A 16,730-nucleotide genomic window follows, 5' to 3' on the forward strand; every position below is an offset into this window, starting at 1 on the left:
GGCGGGCGGAGTTCAGCTGACAAGTTTCAGCGAACAGATGACGAAATCTGTTCGCTGAAACTTGTCGTCCGTCATCCGTTCGTCCCCGCCCCGGCCGCCGCCAGGTCCGCCGCCGTCCACGCCATCGCCACCGCGCCGTCCAGCACCGCCCGTTCCGCCTCCGCGCCCAGCGCCGCCTCGGCGAACGCCGCCTCGTGCGGGGCGCAGGCGCCGCCGGTGATGTCCAGGACCGGATGGATCGAGGGCACCGCGTGCGACACGTTCCCCATGTCGGTACAGGCGAACGGCCCGCTCTCCACCGGCTCCGGTCGGCCGAGCGCCGCCGCGTTGGCCCGCCACAGGGTCAACAGCCCCGGGTCGGACCGCATGTCCAGGTAGTCCGGTTCGGGTCGGGTCAGCTCCACCTCGCAGCCGGTGGCCAGCGCCCCGGCGCGGAAGCAGTCCTCGACCCGGGTGCGCAGCTCCACGAGGTCCTCGGCCGCCGAGGCCCGGATCTCGTACTCGGCGGCGGCGCTGTCCGGGATCAGGTTCGGCGCCGTCCCGGCCGCCGTGGTGATGCCGTGCACCCGCCAGTGCGGCGGGAGCTGCTGGCGCAGCAGCCCGATCGCGACCTGCGCGAGGGTGAGGGCGTCGGCGGCGTTGCGTCCGTCGTGCGGGTTGAGGCTCGGGTGGGCGGCGCGTCCGGTGTAGCGGACGGACAGCGTGCCGAGGGCGAAGGAGCGGAAGTCGGCGACCTCGACCGGGCAGGGGTGGACCATCATCGCCGCGTCCACCCCGGCGAAGGCGCCGGCCTCCAGCAGCAGGGCCTTGCCGGCCCCGCGCTCCTCGGCCGGCGCGCCGATCACCCGCACGGTGAGCCCGAGCCGGTCGGCGTACGGGGCGAGCCCGACGGCCGCGCCGAGGCCCGCGGCGGCGATCAGGTTGTGCCCGCAGGCGTGGCCGAGGCCGGGCAGCGCGTCGTACTCGCAGACCAGGGCGACGGTGACCGGCCCGCTGCCGAGGGTCGCGCTGAACGCGGTGGCCAGGCCGTGCGCGGGCGCGGTGACGGTGTAGCCGTGGCCGCGCAGCAGTTCGGCGCACCAGGCGGCCGCGCGGTGTTCCTCGAAGGCCGTCTCGGGGTGGGCGTGGATGCGGCGGCTGAGGGCGAGCAACTCCTCCCGGTGCGCGTGCACGCGGTCGTGGACGGCCTGCTTGGCCGGGTCGAGGGGTGGTGTGGTCGCGGCGGCGGGCGGGGTCGCGGGCAGGGGCATGGGTGGCGTCTCCGGGGTGTCAGGGCCCGGACTTCCCCGGGCCGTTGACCAGATCGTATGAAGTTAGATTAGGCTAACCTAAGTAAGGCGTTCCGGATCCCGAGGAGCTTTCCGAACCATGCCCGCCGCCGAGACCCAGACTGCCGACAGCCGGACTGGCGCGACCCAGGCCGTCGACATTCCGTTGCTCGCCGCCCAGGCCGCCATCTGGTACGCCCAGGCGCTCGACCCCACCAGCCCGGTCTACAACACCGGCGACGCCGTCGAGATCACCGGCCCGCTCGACGAGGCCCGGTTCGAACGGGCGCTGCGGCAGGCGGTGGAGGAGGCGGAGGCGCTCAGCGCCGTCGTCGTCACCGGCCCGGACGGGACGCCCCGTCAGCGGCTCGGGCCGGACCGTCAGTGGCCGCTGCGCCGCCTCGACCTGCGCGCCGAAGCCGTCACCGAGGCCGAAGCCGAGGCCGAAGCCCAGGCCGCCGCCGAGGCCGCTCCGGAGGTCACCCCCGACGCCGCCGCCGAGTCCTGGATGCGCGCCGACCTCGCCCGCCCGGTCGACCTCGCCGAGGGCCCGCTGTTCACCCACGCGCTCATCCGGCTCGCCGACGACCGGTGGCTCTGGTACCGCCGGATCCACCACCTCGCCGTCGACGCCTACGCGTTGACCCTCCTCGGCGACCGGGTCGCCGAGCTGTACCGCGCGCACACCACCGGCGCCGAGCCGGCGCCGAGCCCGTTCGCGCGCCTCACCGAGGCCGCCGCCGAGGAGGCCGCGTACCGCGACGGCGAGGAGTACCGGGCCGACCGCGCCTACTGGTCCGACCGGATGGCCGACGCCGACACCCCGGCGACCCTCCCCGGCGCCCCGGCGACCCTCCCCGGCGCCCCGGCGACCGCCCCGGGCGCACCGACCCGCGAAGCAGGCACCGCGCCGACCCTCCCCGGCGCGCCCACCCACCACGCCGGCACGGTCCCGCTGCGCCTCACCGCCGACCTCCCCGCCGGTACCCGCGACCGCCTGGAGCGCGCCGCCGGCGCCGTCCGCGCGACCTGGGCCGAACTGCTCCTCGCCGCCGCCGCCGGCTACCTGCACCGCCTCTCCGGCAGCCGGGACGTCGTCCTCGGCCTGCCGCTCGCCAACCGTCGCGGCCCGGCGGCCCTGCGCACCCCCGTCGCCGCCGCCAACGTGCTCCCGCTGCGCCTCGCCGTCCGCCCCGGCGACAGCGCCGAGGCCCTGCTGCGCCAGGTGGTCCGCGAACTGCGCGCCGTCCGCCGCCACCAGCGCTACCCGCTGGAGGACCTGCGCCGCGACCTCGGCCGCACCGGCGACCGCCGCGCCCTGTTCGGCCCGATGGTCAACATCAAGGCCTTCGAGGGCGACCTCGACCTGGCCGGCCTGCCCGGCACCGTCCGCAACCTCGCCGCAGGCCCGGTGGACGACCTCGCCCTGAACGTCTCGCCCGGCCCGGACGGCGCGCTGCGCCTCGCCATCGACGCCGACCCGGCCCGCCACGGCGCCGCCTCCCTGGCCGCCCACCGCGACGGCCTGCTGCGCTACCTCGACGCCCTCGCCGAGCTGCTGCTCACCGCCCCGGGAACGCCGATCGCCCGGATCGACCTGCTCGACGCGGACGGCCTGCGCCGGGCCACCGCCGGGCGGACCGAACCCCCGGCCGAACGGACCGTCCCCGAGCTGTTCGCCGCCCGGGCCGCCCGCACCCCGGAGGCCGTCGCCGTCCGCTGCGGCCCGACCGCCCTGACGTACCGGCAGCTGGACGCCGCCGCCAACCGGCTCGCCCGACGCCTGACCGCCCTCGGCGTGCGGGACGGCGCGCCGGTCGCGATCGCCCTGCCGCGCGGCGCGGACACGCTCGTCGCGATGCTCGCCGTCCTCAAGGCCGGCGGGGCCTGCGTCTCCCTCGACCTCACCCACCCCCGGCAGCGGCTCGCGGCCGTCCTGGCCGACGCCCGCCCGGTCTGCGTGGTCGGCACCACCGAGGCGCTGGGCGGACTGGGCCTGCCCGTCGGCCTGCCCACGGTCCGGCCGGGGGAGGCCGACGGCGAGCCGGACACCGCCCCGCCCGCGCCCCGACTCCACCACCCCGCCTACGTGTTGCACACCTCGGGCTCCACCGGCCGCCCCAAGGGCGTGGTGGTCACCCACGCCGCGCTGGCCAACCTGCACGCCGGCCTCGCCGAGGACCACATCGCCCCCGCCGTGCGCCGCACCGGCCGCGAGCGCCTGCGCGTCGCCCACAGCGCCTCGTTCGCCTTCGACGCGTCCTGGGACCCGGTGCTCTGGATGGTCCACGGCCACGAGCTGCACCTGCTGGACGACGCCACCTACCGCGACCCGGCCGCGCTGGCCGCCCACCTCGACCGCGAGCGCATCGACTACCTCGACCTCACCCCCTCCTACCTCGAAGTCCTCATCGCCGAAGGCGTCCTGGACGAAGGGCGGCACCGCCCGTCCGTCCTCGTGGTCGGCGGCGAGGCCACCCCGCCCGCCCTCTGGCAGCGCCTGACCGCCGTCCCCGGCCTGCACCCGGTCGACCTCTACGGCCCGACCGAGACCACCGTCGACGCCTACGCCTGGACCCCGGGCCCGGACGGCGCCCCGGTCGGCCGGGTGGTGCGCGGCTCCCGCGCCTACGTCCTGGACGGCTCGCTGCGCCCCGCGCCCGACGGCGTCACCGGCGAACTGTACGTCGCCGGGGCCTGCCTGGCCCGCGGCTACCTCGGCCGGCCCGACCTCACCGCCGAGCGCTTCCTCGCCGACCCCTTCGGCCCGCCCGGCGGCCGGATGTACCGCACCGGCGACCTCGCCCGCCGCCGCCCGGACGGCACCCTGGAGTTCCTCGGCCGGGCCGACGACCAGGTGAAGATCCGCGGCTTCCGGGTCGAGCCCGGCGAGATCGCCGCCGTCCTCGCCGAACTGCCGGGCGTCGCCCAGGCCGTGGTGATCGCCCGCCCCGGACCGCAGGGCAAGCGCCTGCTCGGCTACGCCGTCCCCGCGCCCGGTGCCGCTTTGGACCCGGAGGGGCTGCGCGCCGCGCTCGCCGACCGGCTGCCCGCGCACATGGTCCCGGCGGCGGTCCAGCTGCTGGACGAACTGCCGCGCACCGCCCACGACAAGCTCGACCACCGGGCCCTGCCCGAGCCGGACGTGGCGGCGTCGGCGGCCGAGGGCCCCTCGGCGGCGACGCCCCGGGAGGAGCTGGTCTGCGGGCTGTTCGCCGACGTCCTCGGCCTGCCGCGGGCGCCCGGCCGGCACGCCTCCTTCTTCGACCTCGGCGGTCACTCGCTGCTCGCCGGGCGGCTGGCCGCCCGGCTGCGCGAGACCTTCGCCACCCGGGCCGGGTTCGCGGACGTGTTCCGCCATCCGACCCCGGCCGGCCTCGCCGCCCTGCTCGGCGACCGCAGCGACGCCGACGCCGACCCCGACCGCACCGACGCCGACCGTAGCGGCATCGACCGCACCGCCCCCGACCGCACCGACGCCGACCGTAGCCGCATCGACCCCGTCCGGACCGCCGACGGCCGGTCGGAGCGCGAGCACCCCCACCCCGGCGCCCCGGACCCGCGCCCCGCGCTGGTGCCCGTCCCGCGTGCCGAACGGATGCCGATCTCGCCCGCCCAGCGCGGCCTCTGGTTCCTGCACCGCCTCGAAGGCCCCAGCCCCACCTACAACATCCCGCTCGCCCTCACCCTCACCGGCCCGCTGGACCGGCCCGCGCTCACCCGTGCCCTGGGCGACCTCGTCGCCCGGCACGAAGTCCTGCGCACCGTCTACGGCGAGGAGCCGGACGGCACGCCGTACCAGCGGATCCTGCCCGCAGCCCCCCTCGAACTGCACGACGGCCGCAGCGAGTCGACCGAGGCCGTCCGGTACTCCTTCGACCTGTCCGCCGAACCGCCGCTGCGGGCCACCCTGTTCACCGACGGACCCGACCGGCACACCCTGCTCCTCCTGCTCCACCACATCGCCGGTGACGGCGCATCCACCACCCCGCTGGTCCGCGACCTGGCCGCCGCCTACGCCGCCAGGCTCGCCGGGCGCGAACCCGAACTGCCCCGGCTCGCCGTCCAGTTCGCCGATCACGCGGCCTGGCAGCGGCAGCGCCTCGGCACCACCGAGGAACCCGGCCCGCTCGCCCTCCGGCAGACGGAGTACTGGCGCGACGCGCTCGCCGGGCTGCCCGACCAGCTGGAGCTGCCCACCGACCGTCCCCGCCCGGCCGTGGCCGGCCACCGGGGCGCCACCGTGCCCTTCACCCTCGACGCCGAGGCGCACACCGCCCTGGCCGGGCTCGCCCGGTCCGTCGGCGGCACCGTCTTCATGGCCGTCCAGGCCGGCCTCGCCGCCCTGCTCACCCGGCACGGCTGCGGCACCGACATCCCGGTCGGCACCCCGGTGGCCGGACGCGAGGACGAGGAGACCGCCGCGCTGGTCGGCTACTTCGTCAACTCCGTCGTCCTGCGCACCGACACCTCCGGCGAGCCGACCTTCCGCGAGCTGCTGGCCCGCGTGCGCGACGTCGTCCTCGGCGCCCACGAGCACGCCGACCTGCCCTTCGACCGCCTGGTCGAGGAGCTCAACCCGGCGCGCTCGCTCGCCCGCCACCCGCTGTTCCAGGTGATGCTCGCCTGGCAGAGCCGCCCCGACGAGCGCGTCGAGCTCGGCGGCGGCCTCACCGCCGAGATCACCGCCGTCCCCAGCGGCACCGCCAAGTTCGACCTGACCCTCAACGCGGGCGAACGGCCCGGCGGCGGCATCGGCGGCTTCCTGGAGTACCGCACCGACCTCTTCGACGCCGCCACCGTGGCCGCGCTCGGAGAACGCCTGGCCCGGCTGCTCACCGCCGCCGCCACCGCCCCCGACACCCCGATCGGCCGGCTCCCGCTGATCGGCGAGGAGGAGCGGCTGCGCGCCCTGGTCGAGTGGAACACCGCCCCCGGCGCGGCGCGCTCGGCCGCCGCCTCCGCACTCGACGCCTCCGGGCCTGCCGGTTCAGCGCCCGACGCCACCCTGCCCGAGCTGTTCGAGGCCGCTGCCGAGGCCAACCCGCGGGCCATCGCGGTGAGTTGCCGGGGCGAGCAGCTCGACTACACCGAACTCGGCGCCCGCGCCGACCGGTTGGCCCGGCTGCTGGCCGCCGAGGGCATCGGCCCCGGCACCATCGTCGCCCTCGCCCTGCCGCGCTCGCTGGAACTCGTCGTCGCCCTGCTGGCCGTGGCCAAGTCCGGCGCCGCCTACCTGCCCCTGGACCCCGACTACCCGGCCGACCGGCTCGCCTACATGCTGGCCGACGCCACCCCCGCCGCCCTGCTCACCGACCGCGCCACCGCGCCCCGGCTGCCCGCCCACGACGTGCGCCGACTCCTCGTCGACGGACCGGAGGCCGAGCGGTACCCGGCCGTTCCGCTCGGCCCGGACGAGCGCACCCGCCCGCTGCGTGCCGAGGACACCGCGTACGTCATCTACACCTCCGGCTCCACCGGCCGTCCCAAGGGCGTACCCGTCACCCACCGCAACGTGGTCCGGCTGTTCACCGCCACCGACCACTGGTTCGGCTTCGGCCCGGACGACGTCTGGACGCTGTTCCACTCCTACGCCTTCGACTTCTCCGTCTGGGAGCTGTGGGGCGCCCTGCTGCACGGCGGCCGGCTGGTCGTCGTCCCGCACCTGGTCAGCCGCGACCCGGCCGCCTTCCTCGACCTGCTCGCCCGCGAACGCGTCACCGTGCTCAACCAGACGCCGTCCGCGTTCTACCAGCTCAGCGCCGCCGACCGGGACCGCCCGGGCAGCGAACTCGCCCTGCGCTACGTGGTGTTCGGCGGCGAGGCGCTGGAACTCGGCCGACTGGACGACTGGTACTCCCGGCACGCCGAGGACGCGCCGACCCTGGTCAACATGTACGGCATCACCGAGACCACGGTGCACGTCTCGTACATCGCCCTCGACCGGGCGAGCGCCGCCGCCGGAAGCAGCAGCACCATCGGCGTCAACATCCCCGACCTGCGGGTCTACGTCCTCGACCGGCACCTGCAGCCCGTCCCGCCCGGCGTCACCGGCGAGATGTACGTGGCCGGGGCGGGCCTGGCCCGCGGCTACCTCGGCCGCCCCGAGCTCACCGCCACCCGCTTCGTCGCCGACCCGTACGCCGAACTGTTCGGCGAGCGCGGCACCCGGATGTACCGCTCCGGCGACCTCGCCCGCCGCCGCGCCGACGGCGTCCTGGAGTACGTCGGCCGCGCCGACCAGCAGGTCAAGCTGCGCGGCTTCCGGATCGAACTCGGCGAGATCGAGGCCGTGTTGGCGGCCCACCCGGCCGTCGCCGACGCCGCGGTCGTGGTCCGCGAGGACACGCCGGGGGACAAGCGGCTGGTCGCCTACGCGGTGGCCGGCAGCCCTGCGGCCGGCGGTGCGACGGCCGACGGCGCTGCGACCGGAAGCCCCGTGGCCGACGGTCCGACGCCCGAGGACCTGCGGGCCCACGCCGCCGCCGGACTGCCCGTCCACATGGTGCCGTCCGCCGTCGTCCTGCTCGACCGCCTGCCGCTGACCGCCAACGGCAAGCTCGACCGCCGCGCCCTGCCCGCCCCCGAGGCCCCCGCCGCGGGCGCCGGCCGGCCCCCGCGAACCCCGCGCGAGCAGCAGCTCCGCGAACTCTTCGCCGAGGTGCTGGGCACGACCGCGGTCGGCGTCGAGGACGACTTCTTCGCCCTCGGCGGGCACTCGCTGCTGGTCGTGCGCCTCGCCGGGCGGATCCGCGAGGTGCTCGGACTGGACGTCGGCATCGGCACGCTGTTCCAGGCCCCCACGGTGGCCGCCCTCGACGCCGCGCTCGCGGCCGGTGCCGACGAGGCCGACGCGTTGGACGTCCTGCTCCCGCTGCGGCCCGTCGCTCCCGGACGGCAGCGCCCGCTGTTCGCCGTCCACCCGGCCGGCGGCCTGTCCTGGTGCTACACCGGCCTGATCCGCCACCTGCCCGGCGTGGTCCCGATCTACGGCCTGCAGGCCCAGGGCGTCGGCGCCGCCACCGCCGCCGAGCCGCTGCCCGGCACCATGGAGGAGCTGGCCGCGCACTACGCCGACCGGCTGCGCGAGGTCCAGCCCGAGGGGCCGTACCGGCTGCTCGGCTGGTCCACCGGCGGGATCATCGCCCACGCGGTGGCCGTCCGGCTCCAGGAGCTCGGCCAGGAGGTCGAGTTGCTCGCCATCCTGGACGCCTACCCGGCCGAGGGGTTCCGCGAGCTGCCCGTCCCCGACCAGGCCGAGGCGCTCGAAGCACTGCTCACCATGGGCGGTTTCGGCCCCGCCGACCTCGCCGGCCGGCCGCTCGAACTCGACGCCGTCACCGAGCTGTTGCGCCGCGAGGGCAGTCCGCTCGCCGGACTCGACGACGCGACCGTGGCCGCGCTCAACCGGATCTACCTCAACACCAACCACCTGGTGCGCGGCTACGACCACCGCCGCTACGACGGTGACGTGCTGTTCTTCCGGGCCACCGTCGACACCATCGACGACACCCTGGTGCCCGAGCTCTGGACCCCGTACGTGACCGGCCGGATCGCCAACACCGACGTGGCCTGCTCGCACAAGGACATGACCCTGCCCGCCCCGATCGCGCACATCGCGAGCGTGATCGCCGACCACCTGACGACGACCGACGATGGAGATGACCACCGATGAGTGACGCCCCCGCCAACCCCTTCGACGCCGACGGCGAGTTCCTCGCACTCGTCAACCCCGAGGGGCAGCACTCGCTCTGGCCCGCCTTCGCCGCCGTCCCGGTCGGCTGGGACGTCGCCCACGGCCCGTGCGAGCGGGCCGCCGCCCTGGAGTGGATCACCGCGCACTGGACCGCCCTGTGACCCCTCCCGAGGCCACTCCCGGGGCCGCGCCCGGGGCGACTCCCGAGGTCACGTCGGAAGCCTCGGCCTCCCGGGCCCCGACGCGCCCCCTGCTCGCGGGGCGCGCCGCGGTGGTCGTCGTCTACACGGCCGCGATGTGCATGAACGGCCTGGACTCGACCATCGTCAACCCCGCGCTGTTCAGCATCGCCGAGGACTTCGGCCGACCGGTCTCGGCGGCCAACGCCGTCGAGACCGCCTTCCTGGTCGGCCTCGCCCTCGGCCTGCCGGTCGCCGGCTGGCTCGGCGACCGGTACGGCGTGAAGCGGGTCTTCCTCGGCGCGCTGAGCGCCTTCACCCTCGCCTCCGCGCTGTGCGCCGCCGCCCCCGGCCTCGGCTCGCTGGCCACCGCGCGCGCCGTCCAGGGCGTGGCGGGCGGGCTGCTCACGCCGGTCGGGATGACGCTGCTGTTCCGGGCCTTCGCCCCGCACGAGCGGGCCGGCCTGGGCCGGATCCTGATCGTCCCCACCGCGCTGATGCCCGCCCTCGGGCCGCCGCTCGGCGGCCTCCTCACCGAACACCTCTCCTGGCACTGGCTGTTCCTGGTCAACGTGCCGATCGGGGTCGCCGCCGTCGCCGTCGGCCTGCGCGGCCTGCGCGGTGCCGAGGAGCTCCCGGCCGGCCGCTTCGACACCACCGGGTTCCTGCTCGCCACCCCCGGCCTCGGCCTGCTGACCTACGCCCTCGGCTTCGGTCCGGCCCACGGCTGGTCCTCCCCGGGCGTGGCGCTCGGCGGGATCGCCGGCCTGGCGCTGCTGGCCGCCGCCGTCCGTCACCAACTCCGCGCCGAGCAGCCGCTGGTGGACCTGCGGCTGCTCGCCGACCGGACCTTCGGCACGGCGAGCCGACTGGCCCTGCTCACCTCCGCCGGGCTGATGGGCGCGCTGTTCGCCCTCCCGCTGCTCTACCAGGCGGCCCTCGGTGCCTCGGCCCTCGACGCCGGGCTGAGCGTCTTCCCGGAGGCGATCGGCCTGATGGCCGCCTCCCAGGTGGTGGACCGCCTGCTGCCCCGGCTCGGCCCGCGCCGTCTCGCCCTGCCCGGCCTGCTGCTGGCCGCGGCGGTCCTCGCGGCGCTCGGCTACGCGGAGGACCCGTGGATCGTCCGCGCCCTGATGTTCGGCGTCGGCCTCATCCTGGGCACCGCCGTCCTCACCGTCCAGATCGCCGGGTTCGCCGACGTCCCGCCGCCCGCGATGGGCCGCGCGATGGGGCTCTTCACCATCCTGCGCACCCTCGGCGGCGCCCTCGGCATCGCCGCCACCGCCGCCCTCATCGGCGCGCTCCCCGCCGACTCCGGCACCGCCCCCTACCGGCTCGCCCTCCTGCTGACCGCCCTCCTGGTCGCCACCGGCGCCCTCCTCGCCGCCCGCCTCCCCGCGGAGGCCCCGGGCCCGCCCCCGGAGGACTGACGGCGGCGCCGGAACGACTCCTCCGGTGCCCCGGCTGCCGTACGGTGGCCGGAGCACCGGAGGAGTCCCGATGAACCCTGAGCGGTACCGCCTGCTCGACGAGGCCCGCCGCAGTCGCCCGGACGGCTACAAGGTCGAGCTGTCCGGCGACCTCATCGTCATGCAGGCGTCACCGTCGCCGATCCACCAGCTGAACCTGGCGATCGTCCAGCGCCAGTTCGAGCCGCACTGCCCGCCCGGCTACTTCCCGTCCGGGAACAGCGACCTCTCCTCGCCGGAGGTCGCCTCGGTGCGAAACCCCGACCTCACCTACCTGCCCGAGGAGGTCATCGAGCTCGGCCGCGAGATCCCCGCCGAGCTGGCGCTGATCGCGGTCGAGGTCGTCCCGCCGTCCAACCCCGAGAACGACTGGACCGGGAAGGTCCGCGACTACCCGCGGATGGGCTTCCCGCTGTACCTGATCGTGGACCCCCGGCAGAAGACCGTGACGCAGCTCTCCGAGCCGAATCGCGACCGCTACCACACCAGGACGGAACGGGCGTTCGGTGAGACCGTCCGGATCCCCGAGCCGTTCGACTTCGAGCTGGACCTGTCCCGGTTCGTTCCGTACCGGGGCTGACCGCGTCCGGCCGGGCCCGGCCCGCGGTCCGCAGCGCCGAGCGCTGCAAGCCGGCGGACCGGGCCCGGCCTTCCGGGTCACCCAGGTGAGCCGTGCGCCCCCGTCGTCCCGTCGGCCCCGGGCGTCCCCGCGCCCTCGCCCGCGCCCAGCAGGTGCGCCAGCCCGTCCGCGAGCCCGCCGCGCCAACAGGCGTAGTCGTGACCGCCGTTGAACTCGCGGTAGGCGAGGTCGTAGCCGCGTGCGACCAGCACGTCCCGCAGGTGCCGGTTCTGGGTGAGCAGCATCCACTCCTGCAGCCCGACCTCGACGTAGAAGCGGGCCGCGCGCGGCCGGCCGGCGGCGAACTGCCGGGTCAGCCACTCGCTGCCCTCGTCGAACTCGGTCTCGTCCGGCCACCAGAAGGAGCCGGACTGGGAGAGCGCGTTGCCGAAGCGTTCGGGGCGCCGGTAGGCGGCGTAGGCGGCGGTGAGCCCGCCCGCGCTCTGGCCCGCGATGACGGTGGCGGCCGGGTCGGTGGTCGCGCCGAACTCCCGGGCGGCCCAGGGGAGGAGGCGGTCGGCGAGCAGGTCGACGAAGGCCGGGTTGCAGCTGAGGTCGTCGGGTCGTCCGGGGCCCATGGTGTGGACCAGCAGGGTCACCGTGGGCGGGATCGCGCCGTCGGCCGTCACGTTGTCGAGGGTGTCGCCGACGGACAGCACCTCGCCCCACATCTCGCCGTCGAGCAGCACGGCCACCGGGTGCGGGCCCTCCCCGTGCCCGGCCGGCAGGTGGACGTCCACCCGTCGGCCGGCGACCGTGTGCGGCACCGTCCGGCCGCGCGGCACGCCCTCCCGCCGCCGGACGTAGGGCTGCGCGGGCGCCTCGGGCAGGCTGAGCACCGAGGCCGGGTGGCGGCCGTCGCGGGCGGGCAGCCGGGGTTCGGTGTCGTACGGGTCGGGGCGGGCGTGGTCGAGGACGTGCAGCCAGTCGGGGCGGGCCGTGCCGGGGGCCTCGCCGCGGAAGGGGTGGAGCTGGTAGGAGCCGCGGTGGTCGGCGCGCAGCCGGTAGGTGATCGACCACGTCCCGTCGGCCTGACGTTCCATCAGATGCGGCGTGAGGTCGCCGGCGTGGCGGTCCTTGTCGGTCACGGTGTGCAGCAGGGCGAGCACGCCGTCGCACCGTTCGTCCCGGTGGCGGAGGGTGACCAGGCGGTAGGCGGGGTCGTCGGGGTCGAGGGCGACGAGGGGCGGGGTTTCCATGGTGAGGACTCCTGAAGGGGTTTACGCGGTGCTGCTCTTGCGGCCGAGCAGCACCCAGAGCAGGAAGGGACCGCCGAGGACGGTGGTGACGATGCCGACGGGGATCTCGACCCCGCCGATCAGCACCCGGCCCAGGGCGTCCGCGAGGACGACGAGCAGGGCGCCGGTCAGCGCCGAGCCGAGGACCGGGACGCGGGCGGGTCCGGCGAGGCGTCCGGCGATCACGGGCGCGGCCAGGGCCACGAAGCCGACCGGCCCGCAGACGCCGACCGCGAGCCCGGCCAGCGCGACCGCCAGCAGCAGGCAGCCGAGTCGGACCCGGCCGGGGTCGACGCCGAGCGCGGAGGCGACGTTGTCGTCGAAGCGCAGCACGGCCAGCCGCCGGGCCGCCACCAGGGCGAGCGGCAGCAGCACCGCGAGCCCGGTGAGGACGGGCGTGGCGATCGCGTAGTCCCGGCCGTTGAGGCTGCCGGAGGTCCAGACGTACAGCGAGCCCGCCGAGTTGAGCGAGCGCCGGGCGAGCGCGACCTGGATGACCGCCGAGGCGAGGGCGGACATCGCCAGCCCGACGACCAGCACCCGGTAGCCCTGCGCGCCGAGCCCGCCGGAGACCAGGGTGACGACCAGGACGGCGGCGAGCGCGCCGAGCGGTCCGGCCCACCAGGCGCCGAAGGTGCCGGAGGCGGTGGCGGAGATCAGGACGGCGGCCGTCGCGCCGTCGTTGACGCCGAGGAGTTCGGGGGTGGCGAGGCGGTTGCGGGCGAGGGTCTGGGTGAGGCAGCCGGCCAGGCCGAGCGCGGCTCCGGCGGCGAGTCCGGCGACGATCCGGCCGAGCCGGAACTTCTGCACCAGCAGGACGTCGAGGCGGTCGCCGTAGCCGAACACGGCCTGGAAGGTGCGTCCGAGGTCGAGTTCGCTCTGCCCGGCGTGCGCGGAGACCACGACGGTGGCGAGCAGCGCGGCGGCCAGGCCGAGCGAGGCGGCGAGCGCCCGGCGGGGGAGCAGGAGTGACCAGGTGCCGTGGCGCAGCGCCAGGTCCGGCTTGGAGGCGGCCGGTTCGGCGAGCCGGGCGGGCGGTGTGGCGGCCGCGGCCGGGTCGGTCATGGCGAGGGTGGCGGAGCGCCGGGAGCGGACGATCGCGATCAGGGCCGGGGCGCCGACCAGGGCGACGATCACCGACACCGGCGCCTCGAACGGCCGGGCGACCACCCGGGCCAGGACGTCGGCGCCGGTCAGCACGGCGGCGCCGAACAGCCCGGCGAGCAGGGTCAGTCGGCCGACCCGGGGGCCGGCGACGGCGCGGGCGAGGAAGCCGGCGAGCAGGCCGAGGAAGGAGACCGGGCCGGCCAGCGCGACCGCCGAGGCGGTCAGCAGGGTGACGGTGGCGGCGACCGCGGCGCGGGTGGCGCCGGGCCGGTGGCCGAGGCCGCGGGCGAGGTCGTCGCCGAGCGCCAGGGCGGTGAGCGGCCGGGTGGTGAGCAGCGCGAGCAGGAAGCCGGCGCCGAGGACGGGGGCGAGCTGGCGCAGTGTGGTCCAGCCCTCCACCCCGGACAGCGAGCCGAGCACCCAGACCCGGTAACGGTCGTACGCCTCGGGCGAGTTGACGATCAGGACGCCGGTCAGGCCGCCGAAGGTGGCGCCGACCGCCGAGCCGCCCAGCACCAGCCGCATGGGCGACCCGCCGCCCCGGCTGCCCGCGATCAGCAGGACCAGGGTGCTGGCCAGCACGGCGCCGCCGAAGGCGAGGGCGAGGTACCCGTACGAGGTCTGCACGCCGAGCACGGCGATGCCGAGGACGACGCCGAGCGAGGCGCCGGCGTTGACGCCGAGCAGGCCGGTCTCGGCGAGCGGATTGCGGGTGACGGACTGCAGTTGGGCCCCGGCGACGCCGAGGGCGGCGCCGACCAGCAGCGCGGTCGTGGTGCGGGGGAGTCGCAGGTCGCCGACGACCAGGGCGAGCCGGCCGTCGGCGCGCGCGCCGCCGCGGTCCAGCAGGTAGTCCAGCACCCGCCCGGGGCCGACCTCGCCGGCGCCGACCGACAGCGAGAGCGCGGCCAGGGCGAGCAGCAGCGCCACCGCCCCGACGGCGACCGGCCAGGTGGGGCGACCGGCCCCGGACCGGCGGGGCTCCTTCGGTGGTGGCGGAGCGTCCGGCGCGGTGGCGGGGGACGCTTCGTGGACGCCCGCTTGCGACAATGTCATAAGGTAAGGCTAACCTAATGGCCGAGCCGTCCCGCAGGGTCCCGCACCGGGCACCCCGCCCCCATCGCGCTGCCCGGACGCCGCTCAACTCCCGTACCACCATTGCCCGGAGGCCCCCATGCCGTTCGCCCGCCACCCGCTCAGCCCCGTCCGCCGCCGTGCGGCCCGGGCGCTGGCCGTCACCGGGGCGGCCGCCCTCCTGCTCACCGGCTGCGGCTCCTCGGGCTCCTCCGGCTCCGCCGCGTCCGCCTCCTCCTCCCCGGCGGCGGACGCGGCGGGCGGCGCGGGCGGCGGCAAGCGGACCGTCAAGGACGCCACCGGCAAGGCCGTCGAGGTCCCCGCCGAGCCCAAGCGGATCGTCACCCTCACCCAGGAGGACCTGGACGCGGTGCTCGCCCTCGGCGTCAAGCCGGCCGGCATCACCAACGGCCAGGGCCTCAACGAGCCGCCCGCGTACCTGAAGGACAGGGTCCAGGGCGTGCCGGTGGTCGGCAACCTGCTGCAGCCGGTGATGGACAAGGTGATCGCCGCCAAGCCCGACCTCATCCTGGCCGGCGACCTGCAGGACGAGCAGGTGCTCAAGCAGCTGCGCGAGATCACCCCCGCCACCCTGGTCACCATGGCGCCCACCGACGACTGGAAGCTGGCCTTCCGGGGCATCGGCAACGCCGTCAACAAGCTCGACCAGGCCAACAAGGTGATCGGCGACTACGAGGCGAAGGCCGCCAAGGCCGGCGGCGAGCTCACCGGGAACAAGGGCGTCGCCGTCTCCATCGTCCGCTGGAACCCCACCGGCCCGAGCTGGATGGAGAAGAAGCAGTTCGCCGGCGGCGTCGCCCTCGACATGGGCCTCACCCGCCCCGCGGCGCAGGACAAGGACGGCAACGCGCACAGCCCGGCGCTCAGCCTGGAGAAGCTCTCCGAGATCGACGGCGACTGGCTGTTCCTGTCCACCCTCACCGACGACGGCAGGTCCGCGCTCAAGGACGTCCAGTCCAAGCCCGCCTACCAGGAGCTCAACGCGGTGAAGAACAACCACGTGGTCACGGTGGACGGTTCGGTCTGGTCCACCCGGGGCGGCCCGCTCGCGGCCGACGTCGTGATCGGCGACCTCGCCAAGGCGCTCGGCGGGAACTGAGCGCGCGCGCCGGGCCCAGGGAGGCCGCCATGGAGTTGACGATCGAGGGGCTCGCCGCCGGCTACGGCCCGGGGCGCCCGGTGCTCGGCGGGGTCGACCTCGCCGTCCCGGCCGGGCGGGTGGTGGCGGTGGTCGGGCCGAACGGCTGCGGCAAGTCCACCCTGCTGCGGGCCGTCGCCCGGCTGCACCGGCCGGACGGCGGGCGGGTCCTGGTCGGCGGCGAGGACGTCTGGCGGCTGCGCCCGCGTCAGGCCGCCCACCGGATCGCCCTGCTGCCGCAGAGTCCGCAGGCGCCGGAGGCGGTCACCGTCGCCGGGCTGGTCCGCTACGGCCGCCACCCGCACCAGGGCCTGTTCCGGCAGTGGTCCCCGGACGACGAGCGGCTGACCGCCGAGGCGCTGCGCGCCACCGGCGTCGAGGAGCTCGCCGACCGCCGGCTCGACCGGCTGTCCGGCGGCCAGCGCCAGCGCTGCTGGCTCGCCATGGTGCTGGCCCAGGACACCCCGGTCGTGCTGCTCGACGAGCCGACCAGCGCGCTCGACCTCGGGCACGCGGTGGAGGTGCTGGAGCTGGTCCGCCGGGTCGCGGCGGGCGGGCGGACGGTGGTGATGGTGCTGCACGACCTCGCGGCGGCCGCCCGCTACGCGGACCTGCTGGTCGCCCTGCGCGACGGGGCGGTGGTGGCCTGCGGGCCGCCGCGCGAGGTGGTGGACGCGCCGCTGGTGCGGGCGCTGTACGACATCGACAGCCACGTGCTGGCGGCGCCGGGCGACGGCGCGCCGGTCATCGTGCCGCGGGCTCCGCTGGGCTGACGCCCCCGCGACCGTCCCGCCGGAACGGCGCCGCCCGGGAGGGGCGGCGCCGTTCCGGCGTCTCCGCCCGGCGCCGCCTTCGCGTTTCCGGTCGGCGGAGCGGCCACTCCCCGCCTGCTCGATCACTCGTTCGAGCGGTTTCAACTCC

The 16,730-nt window shown here is 76.2% G+C and carries 9 protein-coding genes; 6 read left to right on the forward strand and 3 right to left on the reverse strand.

The window, feature by feature from the left end; genetic code table 11:
• Positions 1-71 precede the first annotated feature (71 nt).
• Entirely contained in the window at positions 72-1,250 is a 1,179-nt protein-coding gene (locus tag AB0Q99_RS05235) for an amidohydrolase (RefSeq protein WP_363568651.1), read from the reverse strand.
• A 118-nt stretch (positions 1,251-1,368) separates the two neighbouring features.
• On the opposite strand from AB0Q99_RS05235, the gene AB0Q99_RS05240 reads away from it, so the two are divergent.
• The 4 genes from AB0Q99_RS05240 (at position 1,369) to AB0Q99_RS05255 (ending at position 11,192) form a co-directional block, all read left to right on the forward strand.
• Positions 1,369-8,943 (forward strand): amino acid adenylation domain-containing protein, encoded by a 7,575-nt coding sequence (locus tag AB0Q99_RS05240; protein ID WP_363568652.1) that lies wholly within the window; start codon positions 1,369-1,371, stop codon positions 8,941-8,943.
• Positions 8,940-9,125 (forward strand): MbtH family protein, encoded by a 186-nt coding sequence (locus AB0Q99_RS05245; protein ID WP_363568654.1) that lies wholly within the window; start codon positions 8,940-8,942, stop codon positions 9,123-9,125. The genes AB0Q99_RS05240 and AB0Q99_RS05245 overlap by 4 nt, the downstream gene beginning before the upstream one ends.
• 89 nt (positions 9,126-9,214) lie before the next feature.
• Positions 9,215-10,573, forward strand: a complete 1,359-nt coding sequence (locus AB0Q99_RS05250) for a DHA2 family efflux MFS transporter permease subunit (protein ID WP_363569256.1) — start codon at positions 9,215-9,217, stop codon at positions 10,571-10,573.
• 70 nt (positions 10,574-10,643) lie between these two features.
• Positions 10,644-11,192, forward strand: a complete 549-nt coding sequence (locus tag AB0Q99_RS05255; protein ID WP_363568656.1) for a Uma2 family endonuclease — start codon at positions 10,644-10,646, stop codon at positions 11,190-11,192.
• Between the two features lie 77 nt (positions 11,193-11,269).
• On the opposite strand, the gene fes is transcribed toward AB0Q99_RS05255, so the two are convergent.
• Complete coding sequence (gene fes, locus AB0Q99_RS05260) at positions 11,270-12,430, reverse strand: enterochelin esterase (RefSeq protein ID WP_363568658.1); 1,161 nt, start codon at positions 12,428-12,430, stop codon at positions 11,270-11,272.
• 21 nt (positions 12,431-12,451) lie between these two features.
• Positions 12,452-14,632 (reverse strand): Fe(3+)-hydroxamate ABC transporter permease FhuB, encoded by a 2,181-nt coding sequence (gene fhuB, locus AB0Q99_RS05265; RefSeq protein WP_363568660.1) that lies wholly within the window; start codon positions 14,630-14,632, stop codon positions 12,452-12,454.
• Between the two features lie 118 nt (positions 14,633-14,750).
• Between fhuB and AB0Q99_RS05270 the strand changes: the two genes are divergently transcribed.
• Both AB0Q99_RS05270 and AB0Q99_RS05275 read left to right on the forward strand, forming a co-directional pair.
• Positions 14,751-15,770, forward strand: coding sequence for an ABC transporter substrate-binding protein (locus AB0Q99_RS05270; RefSeq protein WP_363568662.1), 1,020 nt, complete (start codon positions 14,751-14,753; stop codon positions 15,768-15,770).
• Between the two features lie 29 nt (positions 15,771-15,799).
• Positions 15,800-16,582: an ABC transporter ATP-binding protein gene (locus AB0Q99_RS05275; RefSeq protein ID WP_363568664.1), complete on the forward strand. Its 783-nt coding sequence runs from the start codon at positions 15,800-15,802 to the stop codon at positions 16,580-16,582.
• Positions 16,583-16,730: the final 148 nt, after the last annotated feature.

It is taken from the genome of Kitasatospora sp. NPDC086791 (assembly GCF_040685975.1).
Classification (GTDB): domain Bacteria; phylum Actinomycetota; class Actinomycetes; order Streptomycetales; family Streptomycetaceae; genus Kitasatospora.

Bases quoted from the DNA above. Each gene is read 5' to 3' on its own strand.
- AB0Q99_RS05235 (WP_363568651.1), bottom strand. From the start codon at position 1,250: ATGCCCCTGCCCGCGACCCCGCCCGCCGCCGCGACCACACCACCCCTC.
- AB0Q99_RS05240 (WP_363568652.1), top strand. From the start codon at position 1,369: ATGCCCGCCGCCGAGACCCAGACTGCCGACAGCCGGACTGGCGCGACC.
- AB0Q99_RS05245 (WP_363568654.1), top strand. From the start codon at position 8,940: ATGAGTGACGCCCCCGCCAACCCCTTCGACGCCGACGGCGAGTTCCTC.
- AB0Q99_RS05255 (WP_363568656.1), top strand. From the start codon at position 10,644: ATGAACCCTGAGCGGTACCGCCTGCTCGACGAGGCCCGCCGCAGTCGC.
- fes (WP_363568658.1), bottom strand. From the start codon at position 12,430: ATGGAAACCCCGCCCCTCGTCGCCCTCGACCCCGACGACCCCGCCTAC.
- fhuB (WP_363568660.1), bottom strand. From the start codon at position 14,632: ATGACATTGTCGCAAGCGGGCGTCCACGAAGCGTCCCCCGCCACCGCG.
- AB0Q99_RS05270 (WP_363568662.1), top strand. From the start codon at position 14,751: ATGCCGTTCGCCCGCCACCCGCTCAGCCCCGTCCGCCGCCGTGCGGCC.
- AB0Q99_RS05275 (WP_363568664.1), top strand. From the start codon at position 15,800: ATGGAGTTGACGATCGAGGGGCTCGCCGCCGGCTACGGCCCGGGGCGC.